Source organism: Vibrio sp. YT-17, assembly GCF_033337375.1.
GTDB lineage: Bacteria > Pseudomonadota > Gammaproteobacteria > Enterobacterales > Vibrionaceae > Vibrio > Vibrio alginolyticus.
This window is the reverse complement of record NZ_JAWOQP010000003.1, coordinates 165287-180989: the sequence shown is the minus strand read 5'-3', so window position 1 is coordinate 180989 and position 15703 is coordinate 165287. Positions and strand designations below refer to the sequence as shown.

Annotated in this window: 17 protein-coding genes; 11 read left to right on the top strand and 6 right to left on the bottom strand. The window is 41.5% G+C overall.

The features are described from left to right. Positions 1 to 18: 18 nt before the first annotated feature. Positions 19 to 927 (bottom strand): LysR substrate-binding domain-containing protein, encoded by a 909-nt coding sequence (locus R7F67_RS04625; protein WP_318057029.1) that lies wholly within the window; start codon positions 925 to 927, stop codon positions 19 to 21. Between the two features lie 199 nt (positions 928 to 1126). Here R7F67_RS04625 and R7F67_RS04620 point away from each other — a divergent pair, with 199 nt between their 5' ends. Together R7F67_RS04620 and R7F67_RS04615 are read left to right on the top strand one after the other, a co-directional pair. Then, positions 1127 to 1897, top strand: a complete 771-nt coding sequence (locus R7F67_RS04620) for a carbohydrate deacetylase (RefSeq protein ID WP_318057028.1) — start codon at positions 1127 to 1129, stop codon at positions 1895 to 1897. Between the two features lie 148 nt (positions 1898 to 2045). Next, the gene (locus tag R7F67_RS04615; RefSeq protein ID WP_318057027.1) at positions 2046 to 3899 is read left to right on the top strand and encodes a hybrid-cluster NAD(P)-dependent oxidoreductase; all 1854 of its coding nucleotides are present in this window, start codon (positions 2046 to 2048) and stop codon (positions 3897 to 3899) included. A 14-nt stretch (positions 3900 to 3913) separates the two neighbouring features. Here the strand turns inward: R7F67_RS04615 and R7F67_RS04610 are convergent, their stop codons facing one another. The 3 genes from R7F67_RS04610 to R7F67_RS04600 all read right to left on the bottom strand — a co-directional run bounded on the left by R7F67_RS04610 (position 3914) and on the right by R7F67_RS04600 (position 5312). Beyond that, a complete protein-coding gene (locus R7F67_RS04610; protein WP_318057026.1) occupies positions 3914 to 4252 on the bottom strand; it encodes a hypothetical protein in 339 nt (112 codons plus the stop codon). Positions 4253 to 4527: 275 nt separating this feature from the next. Beyond that, a complete protein-coding gene (locus R7F67_RS04605) occupies positions 4528 to 4749 on the bottom strand; it encodes an AlpA family transcriptional regulator (RefSeq protein ID WP_411913737.1) in 222 nt (73 codons plus the stop codon). Between the two features lie 125 nt (positions 4750 to 4874). Further along, positions 4875 to 5312 carry an RNase H family protein gene (locus tag R7F67_RS04600; protein ID WP_318057024.1) on the bottom strand — a complete coding sequence of 146 codons (438 nt, stop codon included), beginning with the start codon at positions 5310 to 5312 and terminating at the stop codon, positions 4875 to 4877. 228 nt (positions 5313 to 5540) lie between these two features. Between R7F67_RS04600 and radC the strand changes: the two genes are divergently transcribed. The 6 genes from radC to R7F67_RS04570 all read left to right on the top strand — a co-directional run bounded on the left by radC (position 5541) and on the right by R7F67_RS04570 (position 9525). Then, positions 5541 to 6017: a RadC family protein gene (radC, locus tag R7F67_RS04595; RefSeq protein ID WP_318057023.1), complete on the top strand. Its 477-nt coding sequence runs from the start codon at positions 5541 to 5543 to the stop codon at positions 6015 to 6017. After that, positions 6014 to 6439, top strand: coding sequence for a DUF2787 family protein (locus tag R7F67_RS04590; protein ID WP_318057022.1), 426 nt, complete (start codon positions 6014 to 6016; stop codon positions 6437 to 6439). Before radC ends, R7F67_RS04590 begins: the two co-directional genes overlap by 4 nt. Positions 6440 to 6465: 26 nt before the next feature. Further along, positions 6466 to 6894, top strand: a complete 429-nt coding sequence (locus R7F67_RS04585) for a DUF2787 family protein (RefSeq protein WP_318057021.1) — start codon at positions 6466 to 6468, stop codon at positions 6892 to 6894. Between the two features lie 220 nt (positions 6895 to 7114). Continuing rightward, positions 7115 to 7945 (top strand): hypothetical protein, encoded by an 831-nt coding sequence (locus R7F67_RS04580; RefSeq protein WP_262638211.1) that lies wholly within the window; start codon positions 7115 to 7117, stop codon positions 7943 to 7945. 418 nt (positions 7946 to 8363) lie between these two features. Beyond that, complete coding sequence (locus R7F67_RS04575; RefSeq protein WP_318057020.1) at positions 8364 to 8924, top strand: tyrosine-type recombinase/integrase; 561 nt, start codon at positions 8364 to 8366, stop codon at positions 8922 to 8924. A 100-nt stretch (positions 8925 to 9024) separates the two neighbouring features. Next, a complete protein-coding gene (locus tag R7F67_RS04570; RefSeq protein ID WP_318057019.1) occupies positions 9025 to 9525 on the top strand; it encodes a lecithin retinol acyltransferase family protein in 501 nt (166 codons plus the stop codon). A 26-nt stretch (positions 9526 to 9551) separates the two neighbouring features. Here the strand turns inward: R7F67_RS04570 and R7F67_RS04565 are convergent, their stop codons facing one another. Together R7F67_RS04565 and R7F67_RS04560 are read right to left on the bottom strand one after the other, a co-directional pair. Next, positions 9552 to 10319, bottom strand: a complete 768-nt coding sequence (locus R7F67_RS04565) for an inovirus Gp2 family protein (RefSeq protein WP_301949065.1) — start codon at positions 10317 to 10319, stop codon at positions 9552 to 9554. Positions 10320 to 10538: 219 nt separating this feature from the next. Beyond that, a complete protein-coding gene (locus R7F67_RS04560) occupies positions 10539 to 11642 on the bottom strand; it encodes a hypothetical protein (protein WP_318057018.1) in 1104 nt (367 codons plus the stop codon). A gap of 184 nt (positions 11643 to 11826) precedes the next feature. On the opposite strand from R7F67_RS04560, the gene R7F67_RS04555 reads away from it, so the two are divergent. The 3 genes from R7F67_RS04555 (at position 11827) to cqsA (ending at position 15614) form a co-directional block, all read left to right on the top strand. Further along, entirely contained in the window at positions 11827 to 12324 is a 498-nt protein-coding gene (locus tag R7F67_RS04555) for a ribbon-helix-helix protein, CopG family (RefSeq protein WP_318057017.1), read from the top strand. Between the two features lie 826 nt (positions 12325 to 13150). Next, positions 13151 to 14095, top strand: a complete 945-nt coding sequence (gene ylqF, locus R7F67_RS04550) for a ribosome biogenesis GTPase YlqF (RefSeq protein ID WP_054866316.1) — start codon at positions 13151 to 13153, stop codon at positions 14093 to 14095. Positions 14096 to 14432: 337 nt separating this feature from the next. Then, on the top strand, positions 14433 to 15614 hold the full coding sequence (cqsA, locus tag R7F67_RS04545; RefSeq protein ID WP_053349163.1) for an alpha-hydroxyketone-type quorum-sensing autoinducer synthase: 1182 nt from the start codon (positions 14433 to 14435) through the stop codon (positions 15612 to 15614). Positions 15615 to 15703 lie beyond the last annotated feature (89 nt).

The following is a 15703-nucleotide window of genomic DNA, read 5'->3' as shown; positions in this document are numbered from 1 at the left end:
CTCTACTGCTCCATCCCATTAGCCCATATGATTATTCTTACTATTCACCTCAGCGTGAATCCAACGAGAGAAGGCTTGAAATTTTGCTCTTGTTTCCATCCCCTTAGGACATACCAGGTCGTAGCCTTTCCCTGATTCAATCCTTGGAAAAAGTGCCACCAGCTTTCCTGCATTAATTAAGGGAAGAGCAAACTCTAGCCGTGCTAGAAAGACCCCTAGAGATAACTCTGCTGCCTCCATTGCTAGGCGGTTATCACTGTAAAAGTCACATTTTTTCTTACAGTCAATATTGGCCCCCATTTCATCTAGCCAATACTGCCATGCACTCGTATCCCCCCTATGAATAAAATTCACCCGAGAAAGTGACTCAATTCCACTATGAAGGTTAAGCTCTTGAGCATAAGAGGCGCTGCATACTGGAGTCCTGATGCCAGAAAAAAGTCGTTCACTATAGTGATTGGGGTAACGCCCTTCGCTATAAAAAATAGCTACATCGTATGGTTCAAACTGAAAATCAGATTGGTTTTGCTTCGTCTGCAACTTAATACTTAAACTTGGGTATTGCCGCCGAAGTGAGGGTAAGCGAGGGATCAACCATGCCGAAGCAAAATAAGGTGAGGTGGCTATGTATAAATCGCCAGTAAGTTCCCCCGTTTGGATATCGGATAATACGGAAAAGATAGATTCGAACGAACTATTGAGTGTAGTTAATACCCTCCCCCCCTCTGGTGTAAGTTCTAGCCTTCTTGTTTTTCGGATAAACAAGTTGAATTTAAGTAAACCCTCAAGCTTTTTTATTCGCTGACTGATCGCTCCTTGCGTTAAGAAAAGCTCCTCAGCGGCATCGGTAAAGCTCAAATGACGAGCAGCCACACTGAATGTATACAGTAGCGAAAGGAGTTGCTGTTGGTTAGCTGGCACACCCATGCATTACCTCAGTTAATTTATATTGGGATTGTATTAGTTTGTTAGACGAAAAATTACATTATAAATTAATCAATCTAATACCCACCATAAAAATACTTAGTTTGGCGTAAGAGAGAAGCTCGAAGCTGTCACTACAGAAAGTTGCTGTGATCATGCTTAATGCCAGTATTATTCACTTTAATCATTCAGGTTATGCCGTATGAAACTTATATTGAATGCAGATGACTTTGGTCTTACAGAGTCAGTAAATTTAGGTATTGCCGACTGTTTTCGCGCAGGAACGGTAAAATCCACAACCATCATGATGAACCAGCCAGCGGTAAACCACGCGATACAACTCTACAAAAGTGGATTAATTCGTCATGTTGGGCTTCATTTTACAGTGACATCAGGCAAGCCTATTTCCAAGCCTGAAGCCATACCGACTCTCGTAGACAAAAATGGTAATTTTTTCTCGAGGACAGCGCTATTTAGTAAGTCAGAGGTGTCCGCTGACGATATAAAAAGAGAGTTACTGGCACAATATCAAGCCGCGCTAGACGCAGGGTTAAAAATCAGCCACATCGACAGCCATCATTTTGCTAGCGCATACCGGCCTCTAAAAGCGGGGTTTGTCCAAGCAGCGAATGAAATCGGCCTTCCGGTAAGACGGATTGATACCTTTATTCTTGGTCAAGATCGACTTTCTGTGCCTACACCAGATGCATTTGACACTGGCTTTTTTGCAGAAGGCGCAACTATCGAACACCTAAAAGCCATATTGACTGCCTACAAGCAAGCCATGCCGAATGGCACCATTGAGTTAATGTGCCACCCTGCTAATTCAGTCAGCGCAGAGTTGGAGCAACTGTCTAGTTATACGCATCATCGACGCCAAGAATGGGAGATCTTAACTAGTGACGCGTTTTCCAACTGGTTGAAAGAGAACGATATCGAGTGTATTGGGTTCGACGACATTCATCCTAAGTAAGTGTGTCTTCGGTTATGAAGCCATATTCTGTCGCAGTAAACGATCATACTTCTATTGATTATGCTCTGTAGGCTGAGATAGGCATTTTCTTAGCGTCAGCCTACTTTTTATTTCATTCCTCAAAAACATCATTTTAAAAGGGCACATTGTGGTCAATCCTACTGTACTTTCTCAAATAAGTGTTTACCCAGTTAAGTCCACTAGTGGAATTTCCCTGTCTTCATCATGGGTCGAAAAGCAAGGCCTCTGTTTTGATCGCCGCTTTATGCTAATGCTAGTGGGTGACTCCCGAGCAATGAGTGCTAAGTACCCGACGATGGTCACTGCACGTCAATACCCGAACATGGTTAAGGTGGCATCAAGCTTACGACCTACGGGAATCGTCTTTACTTATCCCGGCATGCCTCCACTTGAATTGCATTATGCTAATTTCAATATGCACAACACCAACGCAATCGTATGGAGAGATCACTTTTCTGCTTATACGACGACCGATGAAGCGGATGATTGGTTCAGTAAGGTAATAGGCAAACGAGTGACACTCATCTTCACAGGGGAACAGTCCAACCGGATAAGAGAAAACACGGCCCAGCCCGTCAGTTTTGCTGATGGCTTTCCACTATTGCTCATTAGTTCCGCCTCGTTGGATGAGCTCAATAGGCGAAGTAGTGAGGTACATAACATGGCGCAGTTTCGTACCAATCTGGTCGTTCAATCCGATGAGCCTTTTATCGAAGATTCATGGAAGCGGATTAAAATCGGTGACGTAGAGTTTGAAACCGTAGAACCTTGTGAGCGCTGTATATTAACCACACTCAATGTTGATCAAGGCGCATTCAGAGCAAACAAGGAGCCACTCAAGACCTTCTCTCGTTTTAGAGCCAACGAGGATGGAAAAATATTTTTTGGCCAGAATCTTATCGCAAAAAACGAAGGGATGATCTCAACCAATGACATCGTTGAGGTGCTTGAATATAAAGCCAAAGAACGCTACGAAGACCTCGATGCGAAGAAACAAGAGTTTATTTGTGTGGCCAGAGAAACCGTCGCAAAAGATTTTGAGACCTTCTGGCTTAAGCCCAAGACAGATCACACGCCAAGCTACAAAGCTGGTCAGCATCTTCCAATTGAAGTGTTGATCGATAATCAGCGCGTAAAACGAACCTATACCCTCTCCTCTAGTCCAACTCGGCCAGAACGTTTGGCCATTTCGGTGAAGCGAGTCCATGGCGGTAAAGTGTCCAATTGGCTGCTTGCTCATCTTCAAACCGGGGGAACAATTATCGCGGACCAACCAAAAGGGAGTTTTCACCTTTCAGAAGCGTCAAATGCCCCTTTATTATTACTGTCAGCAGGTAGCGGGGTAACCCCTATGATGTCGATACTGCGTGATTTAACAGATAGAAATGATACTCGTGACATCGTGTTCTATCACCAATGCGTGGCCGAAGATGATATACCTTTCAAACAAGAGCTGAGACTCATCAGCGAGCACCACCCGAATGTGACCATTACCTACCTACTCAGCAAGCCATCAGAACATTGGCCAGGACAAGCAGGGCGGTTTAATCTTTCCCATTTGAAGCAAATTCCAGACTTTAGCTCACGACAAGTCTTTGTTTGTGGGCCTAGTGGCTTCATGGAAAATATTAAAAAACTAATGCTAACCAACGGACTAAGAGAAGAACAATATCACCAAGAAACCTTTGGTATATCAAGAGCTCCCTTGCCGCCCTATAAAAAGGTTAAAGTTTGCCTAGATGGAGTGGTATTTGAAGGTGACAACCAAAGCACTATCCTTGAGCAAGCCGAAGCTGCTGGTCTTTCCATCTCCAACAGCTGTAGAGCCGGATTCTGCGGAGCGTGTAAATGCACCGTTAAATCAGGTTCCGTGCACCAAGCCGATGCCCCCGCAATTCAAGCCAGTGAAAAAGCACAAGGTCAGGTGTTGGCGTGCTGTGCGGTACCTATCACCGACATAACCCTCGTTTGCTTTAAATAGCGTATTATTCAGTCTTATCTTGAGATAAGGCTAAAATTTGCCATGCTAACTTGCTGCACCATGCTGCGCCTTCTTGCGCCGATATGGGCTTTTTCTCTCGCAGCAAACTCTCTATGCGCGCGGCGCTCTTTATAAACGCCGCGTCTTTGATGACGACGAACTAAAGTAAACTCATCTGATTTTAACAAGCCCCCACTTACCAACAAGTACACCGTGACACCACCCAACTCAACGATCAGATATCTATTCTCTATTGCGACTGTTTCTAGGTAGTCAGCGCGCTCACTATTTTGACTCGCAGCTAATTCAACCAACTCACCTAGAACACCACAACTACCTCTCAAGCACCCCATGATAACCTCCCTCATTTTTGCGCCTAGAAGACTGATGGAAAGATACTCAGTTCGGACAACAACCATCACTTGGTTTTGTTAGAAATTAATGCGTTAACCGACTATAAATGACACTCTAAATTAAATATTTGTGATTCAATAATAAGCCATACTCTCGAAAGAAATGCACGAGCCAATCAACGCAAGCTACACTGACTTATGACTTTCAAAGCACTACGCAAAACATGAAGACAAAGTGTCAACATTCTCTTCACACATCCTCATTTCCGTGAGAACTATCGCTCTCTAATTTCACGCTCTCCCAAACACGCTTCCATCCAATCATCAATTTCACTATCAACCCAAGCTACAGACCTATCCCCCAAACTGATGGACTTTGGAAACTCACCATCATTCATTTTTCGGTAAATCGCTGAACGGCTCAGTGCAGTTTTTTGCATTACTTCTTTTAACTTTAGAAATCTCATGGGACGTCCTCCTATGCTGTGTGTTCCCATGGGATTGACTGACACGTAGAAAAATACTGCTTTTTGCCCCCTAAGCTTTGTCTGCAAAGCTATAAAATTCGATAACAACAAAAAAGAATCACTTGCTGGTAATACCAGCAAGTGATTCATTGTCATTACAACAGACGTTTCGTTGCCAGGAGAGCGTATCTATAAGCGGCATCTTTTCCTGCGGAACAGGCAGCGACTTTTCTCACCTCAACACGCTTCTCCGCGCTTCTTTCATCCACCAGCCGCCAAAGATCTTCATTAGCTATCGGTTCTTTATTTGCCTTACACCAGTCTCGTCGCTTCCAGCAATCTAACCACTCATTAAAACCCTTGACGCAATAATCGCTGCTTGAATAAATAATATCGCCATCTCTCGCTCGCTTTAATCCAAAAGCAAGCGCTGACAGCTCTAGGTAAGCCTGGTCAGTAACATAGTCAACAGGATCCCAATCTTCATCATCAATACATCCATCAGCATCGAGTGCTATGTACGCAACACCACCAACAAGACGACCTCTTTGTTTTCTCACCATGGCCGCTTCTACATAAATTTCTATACTCATTCTCATACTCTCCAGAGACTAAAAAGCCGATACATTCTTTGATTCGGCTTGGTTGTTAATAACTTGCTTTACAGCGATTTCTACATAACAACGGCAAGTAAGTTATTTTTTACCTGTCTCTGGGCACGCTTGCTTTCTACCCTCCAGTTCCTAACAAGCCTGATTTAAAACACTTTCAGATATATTTCATCAGTACGCATAACCAAACAGATACCCCAAGGAGCCCTTATGCGTACCCCAAATACTGACCATGACTACCCCTTTGAGACTTCAGAACTCAATGAGCTGCTAGAGCGTGCAGCCGAAGCTCTAGCTACGAAATACAAACGTGAAGGCACGTTTACTAACCCCACCAATGTCAAAGAGTATTTAGAACTCAGATTAGGAGCACATGACCGCGAAGTGTTTGCCGTGATGTTTCTTGATAACCAACATCAATTGATCAGCTTCGAAGAGTTGTTCTTTGGCACGATTGACGCCGCTTCGATTTACCCCCGTGAAGTATTAAAAACGGCACTAAACCACAACGCTGCCGCGGTGATTTTTGCCCACAACCACCCTTCCGGCATTGCTGAGCCTAGCCAAGCCGACAAACGCATTACTCAGCGACTTATCGACGCTCTAAAGCTCGTGGATATCCGTGTCTTAGACCACATCGTTGTTGGTGAAGACTGTGTCTCATTTGCTGAAAAGGGATTGATATGAGTGAGTTTATTGTTTCCGGGCTTAATGATGAGCTCGTTACTCCAATGCATTGCTTTCTTGATGCCCTGCTATTGGACAGCACCATTCCTAATACAGTTGAGCGCTTGGCGTTAAACATTCGTTCTCAAGAGACTGACCAACGATTTCAGCCCATTGAAATTCAACTAGAACGCACATCCAGTGATTCGCCTTGGCAACTTCGCTTTATCGCAACCTTTGATGTTGTCGTCACAGGCTCGCCACAAAAAGAGTTATCGCTGTATTTCAACTTCGCGGGTTGTTGGTTCTATCACCCTGAGATTAAGCAGTGCAGCTTACAACGGCCAGAAGTACAAATCTTACTCGCCAGCTGGCTTAAAGCAGTCACTCGCTCGCTCATCGCGCACTCTGCAATCTCAATCGACATTACCCCCATTCGCTAATCTCCATTTCCCTCAAAGAGGTCACTATGAATCAAGCTGCTCACCTGGCTATGTTCGCGTGCAAGCGAGCCAAGCCTTCACGCCAACTCAAAGACTTAATCAAACGCTCTATTCATGATGTTAATTACCGAGGGCGGCTAACTATCCGTTTTAAGGACACCAGTTGCCACCCGAAAGAAGGAGGGTTTCATCCTGTCTCTATAACTATCGATATTAAAGACAGCCATATTGCCATTAGGGAGATAACGGACCGCGTTTATGTTGGTGACGAGACACCGGAACTGGTTCCCGACCTGACTTTTGATTTTGCTAACAACGTCGCTTTCGCTCGCTTTAGCGGCTGGCTGGGCATGCACCTACAAGAAACCACGGAGCTGTATGAAATGTGGGAGTGTAACTTTCTAGCTTATGTAGCAATTGGCGTATATGACTCAATAAAAGTAATCGGCGCCTAAACCCAACTTTTAATTTCATAGAAAATGTAAGTTTTATCAATAAATTCAACCAGACGCATAGAAAAAGCCATGCCTATATATGTATAGTGCTGAACGATATAAGTATATCCGTTCAGCGTGGCGGGCAATCCATCACTAACTTGGCTATTAACTGGGTTGGTGATGCCACTTATTAGGAAGGTACTACTTAACAATTAATCAATGATTCTAAGGATAAACAATGTCAGTAAAAAAGCAGTTTCTACTGAGTTTAACGGCTATCGCCGCCACTATTTCACTATCAGGTTGTGAGGGTGACATAGAGTCACTTCAAAACCAACCTTTTAGCTACATCAATATAGATAACGAAATTATCCAATACGAACGATCATTCACTATTAATCAAGCTTTCAACAATCGCCAGATATGTGAAGAGGTAAACTGGGAAACTTTCGAAGATAGTCGCGAGAGAACCATCGTACAGTACCAGTGTGACTTTAAACAATTAACCAAAGCAATTAACACTCAGATTGAAGATGAGAGGTCTGAGAAAATTGAAAGGCTAACCGAAGAGTACAAAAAGTTAGTCAAAGATCTGGAGCTAAAATCCACACTAGAGCAACGTTTAGAAGAAACAGCGAAGATTGAAAACATTATTAAAAAGCTTGAAGCCGAAAGGCCGATCAAAGACAGCCTTATGCGAGTAGAACGTTCCGAATGGAAGATGAAGAAAGAGTTTCCGCAAGGATTAGAGCCTAGAGTCAACGAGATCAATGATAAATATGCAGATATCATATCTCCAGTGAAAATCAGTGAAATTTATCAATGGTCTACCACTCCAGATGAAACTTATGTATTTTCTTACAATGGCTTTAGCACAGAGATGTCTGACGGTACTCATGTTGACTGTCAAATAGACCTTTTTGATTCTCTCCAAAATATCTACAAAGATAATAATGCACTAAGTTATATGTCATTAACCAAAACGATACTGCATTGGACTCAAGGCATGAATGGCTTGAGTAATAACGACATTATCCACTTACGTGATCTAAAGTGTAAACGTACGTAAAATGTTCATAAGCCTTGAGTCGTTCTCAGGGCTTTTTTGATACAACAACTAAAATCATCTTTCACCATAAAGCATAGATGCTCTCAGCTCACTGCATCATCATAACAAGAAAAGCTAGAAACATAGACCTCTGCTTTTTCTCATCGACAAAATCAACCTAACCCCATGCTTTACAGCTTAAATCACCCCTATTGTGCAAGAGTTTAAATCTCTGGTTTGAGGTTTGACACTTCGTAAAACCTTAGCACTTTCAGTAACCAAGCATTCAACAAAACCACCAGCATAGAGCTACTCCGATGCCTGCTTCCCATATTGTTAAAACGGGAAGCTTCAATCCCTTATTGCACAAGGGTTTCTTGATATCGTCGGCTCTGTGCTTCCCAAAACATCCTTATACAGACAAAAAAGGAAGCAGATTATGGCTGAGGTCCAAGCAATCAAAAACGATGACACCATTCGCCTGATTGGTCATTTGCTGAGTATTCGTTGTCATCCACAAATGGCCGATGTGTGGCATATCGGATTAAACCTGGCACTGCGGATTTCTGATTTGTTATCGATCCGCTTTGAAGACATTCATGGTGACCGACTTATTATTCGTGAGAGCAAAACTGGCAAGCTGGCAAACATTCAGCTCAATACTAAAGCGCAGCAACATATTGCTAGGTTAAGGGAGCAACATCCCGACCATATGCACTTGTTTCAATCCCACCGATGCCAACAGTTGAAAAACAAACCACCACAGCCAATCACGCGACGTGCTGTGTCTATAGCATTTCAACAAGTAGGCCAAGAGCTAAATATCGCTTTAGGTACTCACTCGATGAGAAAGACGCGAGGCTACTTTCTTTACCAATCTACAAAGGATATAGGCCGTGTCATGAAAATGCTTCGTCACACATCTGAGGGCGTCACCCTTCGCTATATCGGTATCACTCAAGATGAAGTCGATAAATACTTTGTTTCTCTTGAGCTTTAAACCTGGTCATTTAGTGAGGGGGCGGGACCGTCAATCCCTTATAAACATTAAGCTCATGGCCTTTTGAGTTTCGTGATTATTACATTTGAGAGAAAATAACATGAATCCATATCACGCAATAGGAAGCTTTGTTGTAGGTAGCTTATCGAAAAGCTTAATCCAAAACTTATTCTGGAAAACCAATCACCCAGTCAGAGGTAGCATTGTGTTTTGCGATCTCGCATTTGGTTATGCTGAACATTCAGGTGTCTACGTGGGAAATGGACGTATCATCCATCGTAATGGTAAAGGTCTTATTGAAGCCGTAACAATTCATCAGTTCCTAGCTGATACTACAGCCCTTTCCATTTACGTGAGCTGCAATGCTCAAGGGAGAGCAATTGGCAGCGAGTTTACCGCTCAAATTGCAGAAGCCATGCTTGGTGTGCAAACAGACTATTCCCTGTTAAATGAAAACTGTCATCAGTTCTGTAGCTACTGTCTAAGTGGTGACATCTTATCAAACACCTTCACATTGACTCAGCTTAAACGTGACGCTCGTACGCACATTCAAGCGAGTCAGTGGCGCGTATGGGACTTAAGGCATCGTCACAAAGGATAAGGGGAAACGAATCCCCTTTTTTTTGTTTAAAAACGAGGAAGTAAACTTTCTTGCAACAACTCTCTAAAGAACTGATTATCTATTTCTTTTTGGGTTCGACGACTAGTGCCGAATGTCCTACCACGCCCGAACGCTCTTGTTCTCAATTTGGTTAAATATACGGCACGGTTAAACAACTCATTGAACATTTTATCAAAACTGCCCCCCTCATAGTCTTCATCATCATAATCATCAAAAGGGTGACGTTCTATTACGTAGTAAATTGGGTTCTCGGGGACATGTACTGCCCCATACGCTGCTTCCAAGTCAATATTAAGCGCCCGCACCCATGCACATACCGCCATTTGATAGAGCGTTTTACACTTATCAACACTCTCCAGGAAGCTAAAGTCATTGTAGTTCCCTAAGCACCGAAAGTTATCCTTGTTCAAAATAATCACAATGTGGAAGTGAGGATACGGTGACGAGTAGATCTCTTTACACCAGATAAAGCGTAAGCGCTCTCGGCTTACTGATGATTTTCGCCTTTTTCGTCGTTTGAGCTCTTCTTTGATTTGACTATTTAATGAACGGAAAAAGTAGGTAATTGCATTGGGAACTTCATCGCCATCATATGAATCAGGGTATCGAAGATCGAGCCTGATGGCCGTTATTCGTGAGAACTCCTCGACCGCATCCGTCAGTACGTCATGGACCTGAACTAGGTTTTTATACACCAAAGGGAACTGTCTTGTTCTTAGCTCTATTCCTTTGAATATATTAGCGTTGGTTGTTCGTGGTTTACGTCTTGTCATGATACTACTCCTTGGTTTAAGAACATATGAGTAGTAGCCATGTAAAAACTAACTGTATCAGTAGTGCCCTACCTACTGATTAGTAATAGGTAATATATTAAACATTTCCGACACCAAAAACGCCCGCGACAATAGATACCGATTGGGCTAGAGGACAGGATTCAACTCGACATTTAGTTACATTAATTATCGCACCCAATCATGCTTAACCTGACCAAACTACTTAAAGAGGGACAAGGTTGTTGATTCATCACAAAATGATACCACCATATGATTTGTACTTAAAAGTTCATGCACATCATCTGTATTACTGAGGTAAGATAGTAGACGCTCAAAGCTCACTTCTGCAGCTCTAATAATGACTCGATAGCTCCAAAGTCTAGACATTGTTATATTTTTTTTCGAAAACATTGAAAACAACAGATCATTCAAGACTTCTTCTCTTACAATTGTATGGTTATCTGGTTTAATCACTTTGCCATCCTTAATATATGACAATTCAAAAATTCTAGACAAGACAACCTCAATAACCTTGAGATAAAAATCATATTTCTGGGGGTTAATGTCATAATGAATAGCATCCCAAACTTTTATTTCCCTCTTAGTAAGCTTTTTGCTCAACCATGTAGGGAGAGTGCTATTTCCTTGAAAAAAAGGGAGATTGCTCATCACTTCTTCTCTTTTAAAGCAATTTAAACCTAACAATACTGGGTTTATTCTACAAATAGAACAAAACGTACCATAATCGTTTTTTACTCCAGGAGAGTAATAAACAATCAACATTTCATCGTCCAAAAACTTTAACATTTTATAATTTAGTGATTTAAAAATCCTTTTGGCTGTTTGAGTACTTTTAGATATCACGGTGGACATGACTTTTAAAGACACCCCACAAACCCAAAAATTATCGTTCATATTATTAAACAAATAAAAAACTAACAAAAACTCTTGAATAGATAGGAAGTCCTGATTTACAACTTGATGTCCATTATTGCCCTTGACAATTTGTCTTTTTCTCAACTTACCGTCTGAGATAATTTCTTTTATCACCTTGTTCAAATTTTCATCGGGCAATGAATAAAAACTTCTCTGAAAATCCAATTCTAAATAACCATTTTCATCCAATGTCCAAGATATAAGCTCTTTTTTACTCAAAGATCTCAGGGACGTAGAAACCATCGTTTTTGACGTACCGATCCTATCAGCAAGTTTCTCGATAGTTGCTCTGTAGCTTTGATCTTGCTCTTCCATAAGATAAGACAGCACGATAAATAAATACTTGCTCTCAGCACTCATCTCGTTGTCCATCAACAGTTCATTCATACCAACCACCTAAATTCACGTATTGATACCTATCATAACATATTGAATCAAACATCATTGAATCATTGTTCAAAGTTTGAGTAGCTGCACATTCCGAATTAATAGTTCTTCTTAAGTTTCACAGCTTGCAACATAGACACCCAACTCTTACACTATCACTAAGTGATATAATAAGGTATGAGTTATGAAGTTTGATATAGAGCATCTAGTAGAAAATGGGATACACGATAAAAATTGGGTGATAAATTATTTATCTAATAAGGTGGGTTACAAGAAAAATATTAGGTTAGAGAATAGAAGAAACATTTTAGAAATAAACAAAATAGTTAACAGGAATTATAATGATGATGAAATAAAGCTTCTTTGCAAGCAAATTCGAGGAGCTTGGTCATCAAAAACCCATCGAGAAAATAAAAAACACCAAAGACCAAACCAAATAAATATATCGATTTCAGATAAAAGTAAGAAAAAACTAGACAGGTTGACTAATAATCTTGACACTAGTCAGGATGATATAATCGAGAGAGCAATAGCTATTATGTTTGATAACTTACTGCCTAGTAGAATCATTAATAAAAGTATCCCATATGTAAATCGAGATATAATTCAGATACTAAATAATCAAATTAAAGAAAAAGATAAGATTATTAAAGAACTAAAGAGATTTAATGGAGATGGATAATTTATCTTAGTTAAGATGCTGATTATATTAACTTATATACTGTTTCTCGAGAACAACGATACTAACTTGAAACCTATTTACGAAGAAGTTTCATCTACCAAAAAATTAAAGGTGAATCATAGAGAAACCAATCAAAGAAATGAGACGAAAACAAATACAATTATAGTAGGCCTAACGATGGTACACACTTAGCTAACGTCTTAATCAAACTGTATCTAGATTAACGTCTAAGTCGAATTTTTTGAAAACTTCCGATAAAATACAAATTCCATAGTTCATTTTATGAGCACTACATTTGTCGTTTTCGGATTGATACTGAAGTGGAGTTCTAAAAAGATTAGGTGTCACTCAAATCGCTACACCGTTATAAACTGTTTTAGAAATTACGTCTGAATTGCCGTTGATATGCAAAAGGCAGATCATCACTTCCAGCCGTGAAAACATTGACTTAAGCGGTAGCTATTAGTAGACCCTCTTTGAACGCTGACAACTCTATAACGTTACATAAGCTAAGAACAGCCCCTCAACCCCAGACTTAAGAGAAGCATTGGTATAAATAATCACTTAAGAGCTGAACTTACGTTAGCGTACCGAGATAGACAGATTAAGCCAGAAAAATAAATCTCACTAATCGACTTGTTAAATTTTTAAAGTGACGAAGATTTTCGTCCTAACAGTTAAAGTGTTAAAATGATCACAACATTGCTGTCGTGGCTTCAGGTGACACTTAAAGTACTTCTAGTACCCCACTATCTGATTTTTTCTTTTGGTACCCCACTTGATACCCCACCGGCTTAACCATAAAAACAAAAGGCATATTTTTCAAATGGTTAACAACAATATTCAATGGTTTCCTGGCCACATGCACAAAGCACGTAAAGAGATCGAAGAAGCAATCCCTCAAGTGGATGTGATCATCGAAGTACTGGATGCTCGTATTCCTTTCAGTAGTGAAAACCCTTTGATTTCTCAAATCCGTGGTGACAAACCTGTCGTTAAAGTTTTGAACAAACGTGATTTGGCCGATCCAGAGTTAACTCAACTGTGGATTGAGCACTTGGAGCAAGAGCAACATGTAAAAGCAATGGCGATCACGACTTCTGAACCACAAGAAGTGCATCGAATCATGGAGCTTTGCCGCAAACTTGCCCCACACCGAGAAGAAATTGGTAAAAACATTCGCACCATGATCATGGGCATCCCAAACGTTGGAAAGTCGACGATCATTAACACCCTCGCAGGTCGAACAATCGCTGTAACAGGTAACCAACCCGCGGTTACACGTCGTCAACAACGTATCAACCTGCAAAATGGCATCGTATTATCTGATACTCCAGGAATTTTATGGCCAAAAGTGGAAAATCCACACAGTGGCTTCCGCCTTGCGGCTACTGGCGCGGTAAAAGATACAGCGATGGAATATGACGAAGTCGCATTCTATACCATTGAATACCTAGCAGCTCATTATGCAGACAAGCTTAAAGAGCGTTATCAAATTGAAGAGCTTCCAGAATCAGATATCGAGATCATGGAAGAAATTGGTCGTCGCCGCGGTGCACTACGTGCAGGTGGACGTGTTGACTTGCACAAAGTATCGGAGATCTTATTGCACGAACTTCGCCAAGGCACTTTGGGCCAAATTACATTAGAACGCCCAGAAATGATCACTCAAGAGCTGATTGAAGTCGAGATTGAAACCGCCCGTAAAGAAGAAGAAAAAGCGAAGCGTAAAGAAGAGCGTCGTAAGCGCTATTTACGTAATAAGCGATAAGCTTGTCTTTTATCTACTCATGTTTCAAGGCGCGATTTTCGCGCCTTTTTTGTTATCTAATGCGCCCATTTTTTTCACTTTTCAAACTTTATATTCCTCATCCAAAATCCCAGATATGAAGCACGAAAAAACACCGCAAAATCGCCGTATAAACTTTAAGCACAAACTAGTTTAGACCCCGGGCCCCTATAGAGTTACAGCCACCATCCAACCCTCAAATGTCGAGTTTGCAAGGGTCTGCAAACTTATGCAACCTGGTTAGTGACACTCTCCCCAAAATCCGCAATATGAATAAGTGTCAGCGCTGGCGTTTTTCCATATGAAGAAGAGATTTATTATGAGTGAAACTATACAAAGCAAACCACTTCCCTCCTTTATCGAGGAACGCCTAGATTTTTATATTCAAGATCTAATCGAACCGAATGAGAACAAAAAACACCTTGTTCTTGGTAAACGCCCACCGTGTAATGCCGTTGTCCTGCAAAGCAATGATTACCTTGCACTGTCTCATAATAAGGAGATTCAAAACGCGCATCGTGATGCGATTTCCCAGCACGATGACAACGTCGTGATGTCCGCGATTTTCTTACAAGATGATGAATCGAAACCTGCATTTGAAACGCAGCTAGCCAGTTTCGTTGGTATGCCTAGTTGTCTACTCTCTCAATCTGGTTGGGCTGCGAATGTCGGTTTATTGCAGACTATTTGTGCACCGAACATACCTGTGTACATTGATTTCTTTGCACATATGTCTTTGTGGGAAGGCGCACGTATTGCCGGAGCACAAATTCATCCGTTCATGCATAACAACACCAGTCACCTAAGAAAACAGATTTCACGTCACGGCTCAGGGATCATTGTTGTGGATTCGGTTTACAGCACTATCGGGACCATCGCTCCTCTACGTGATATCTACGAAATAGCACAGGAGTTTGACTGCGGCCTGGTTGTAGATGAATCACACTCTTTAGGTACACACGGTCCACAAGGTGCGGGGATACTGCAGGGTCTTGGCTTAACTCATAAGGTAGATTTTATTACCGTTAGTCTTGCCAAGACATTTGCTTATCGTGCTGGCGCGATTTTAGGCCCAGAAAAACTGGCGAAGACGCTTCCATTTGTGGCGTACCCTGCAATATTTAGTTCTACCGTACTACCGCAAGAGATCATTCGGCTAGAGAAAACACTGGACGTCATAAGAAAATCAGATGATAAGCGAGATATTCTGTTTGAAAGAGCCAAGTCTTTAGCCGTTGGTTTAAAACGCATTGGATTTACTATTCGCAGTGAATCACAAATTATCGCATTAGAATGTGGTAACGAGAGAAACACTGAGCGAGTCCGCGACTTTCTCGAAGAGCGAAATGTTTACGGCGCAGTGTTTTGCCGCCCTGCAACTGGAAGGAACAAAAACATCATCCGTTTTTCAGTCAATGCAGACATGACAGCTGCTGAAGTTGATCATGTACTCACTGTCTGCCAACAAGCATTTGCACACCCTGACTTAGAGTTTGTGTAAGTTAGTGTGTAGATAAAACTAAAGAGCTCAACAGTTTTGCTGAGCTCTTTATTCGTGTTATTCGTTGTGAGCAACTCGCCTCAAGAAAA

Coding starts and splice junctions, on each gene's coding strand:
- R7F67_RS04625 (WP_318057029.1), bottom strand. CDS start 927: ATGGGTGTGCCAGCTAACCAACAGCAACTCCTTTCGCTACTGTATACA.
- R7F67_RS04620 (WP_318057028.1), top strand. CDS start 1,127: ATGAAACTTATATTGAATGCAGATGACTTTGGTCTTACAGAGTCAGTA.
- R7F67_RS04610 (WP_318057026.1), bottom strand. CDS start 4,252: ATGGGGTGCTTGAGAGGTAGTTGTGGTGTTCTAGGTGAGTTGGTTGAA.
- R7F67_RS04605 (WP_411913737.1), bottom strand. CDS start 4,749: ATGGGAACACACAGCATAGGAGGACGTCCCATGAGATTTCTAAAGTTA.
- R7F67_RS04600 (WP_318057024.1), bottom strand. CDS start 5,312: ATGAGTATAGAAATTTATGTAGAAGCGGCCATGGTGAGAAAACAAAGA.
- radC (WP_318057023.1), top strand. CDS start 5,541: ATGCGTACCCCAAATACTGACCATGACTACCCCTTTGAGACTTCAGAA.
- R7F67_RS04590 (WP_318057022.1), top strand. CDS start 6,014: ATGAGTGAGTTTATTGTTTCCGGGCTTAATGATGAGCTCGTTACTCCA.
- R7F67_RS04585 (WP_318057021.1), top strand. CDS start 6,466: ATGAATCAAGCTGCTCACCTGGCTATGTTCGCGTGCAAGCGAGCCAAG.
- R7F67_RS04580 (WP_262638211.1), top strand. CDS start 7,115: ATGTCAGTAAAAAAGCAGTTTCTACTGAGTTTAACGGCTATCGCCGCC.
- R7F67_RS04575 (WP_318057020.1), top strand. CDS start 8,364: ATGGCTGAGGTCCAAGCAATCAAAAACGATGACACCATTCGCCTGATT.
- R7F67_RS04570 (WP_318057019.1), top strand. CDS start 9,025: ATGAATCCATATCACGCAATAGGAAGCTTTGTTGTAGGTAGCTTATCG.
- R7F67_RS04565 (WP_301949065.1), bottom strand. CDS start 10,319: ATGACAAGACGTAAACCACGAACAACCAACGCTAATATATTCAAAGGA.
- R7F67_RS04560 (WP_318057018.1), bottom strand. CDS start 11,642: ATGAATGAACTGTTGATGGACAACGAGATGAGTGCTGAGAGCAAGTAT.
- R7F67_RS04555 (WP_318057017.1), top strand. CDS start 11,827: ATGAAGTTTGATATAGAGCATCTAGTAGAAAATGGGATACACGATAAA.
- ylqF (WP_054866316.1), top strand. CDS start 13,151: ATGGTTAACAACAATATTCAATGGTTTCCTGGCCACATGCACAAAGCA.
- cqsA (WP_053349163.1), top strand. CDS start 14,433: ATGAGTGAAACTATACAAAGCAAACCACTTCCCTCCTTTATCGAGGAA.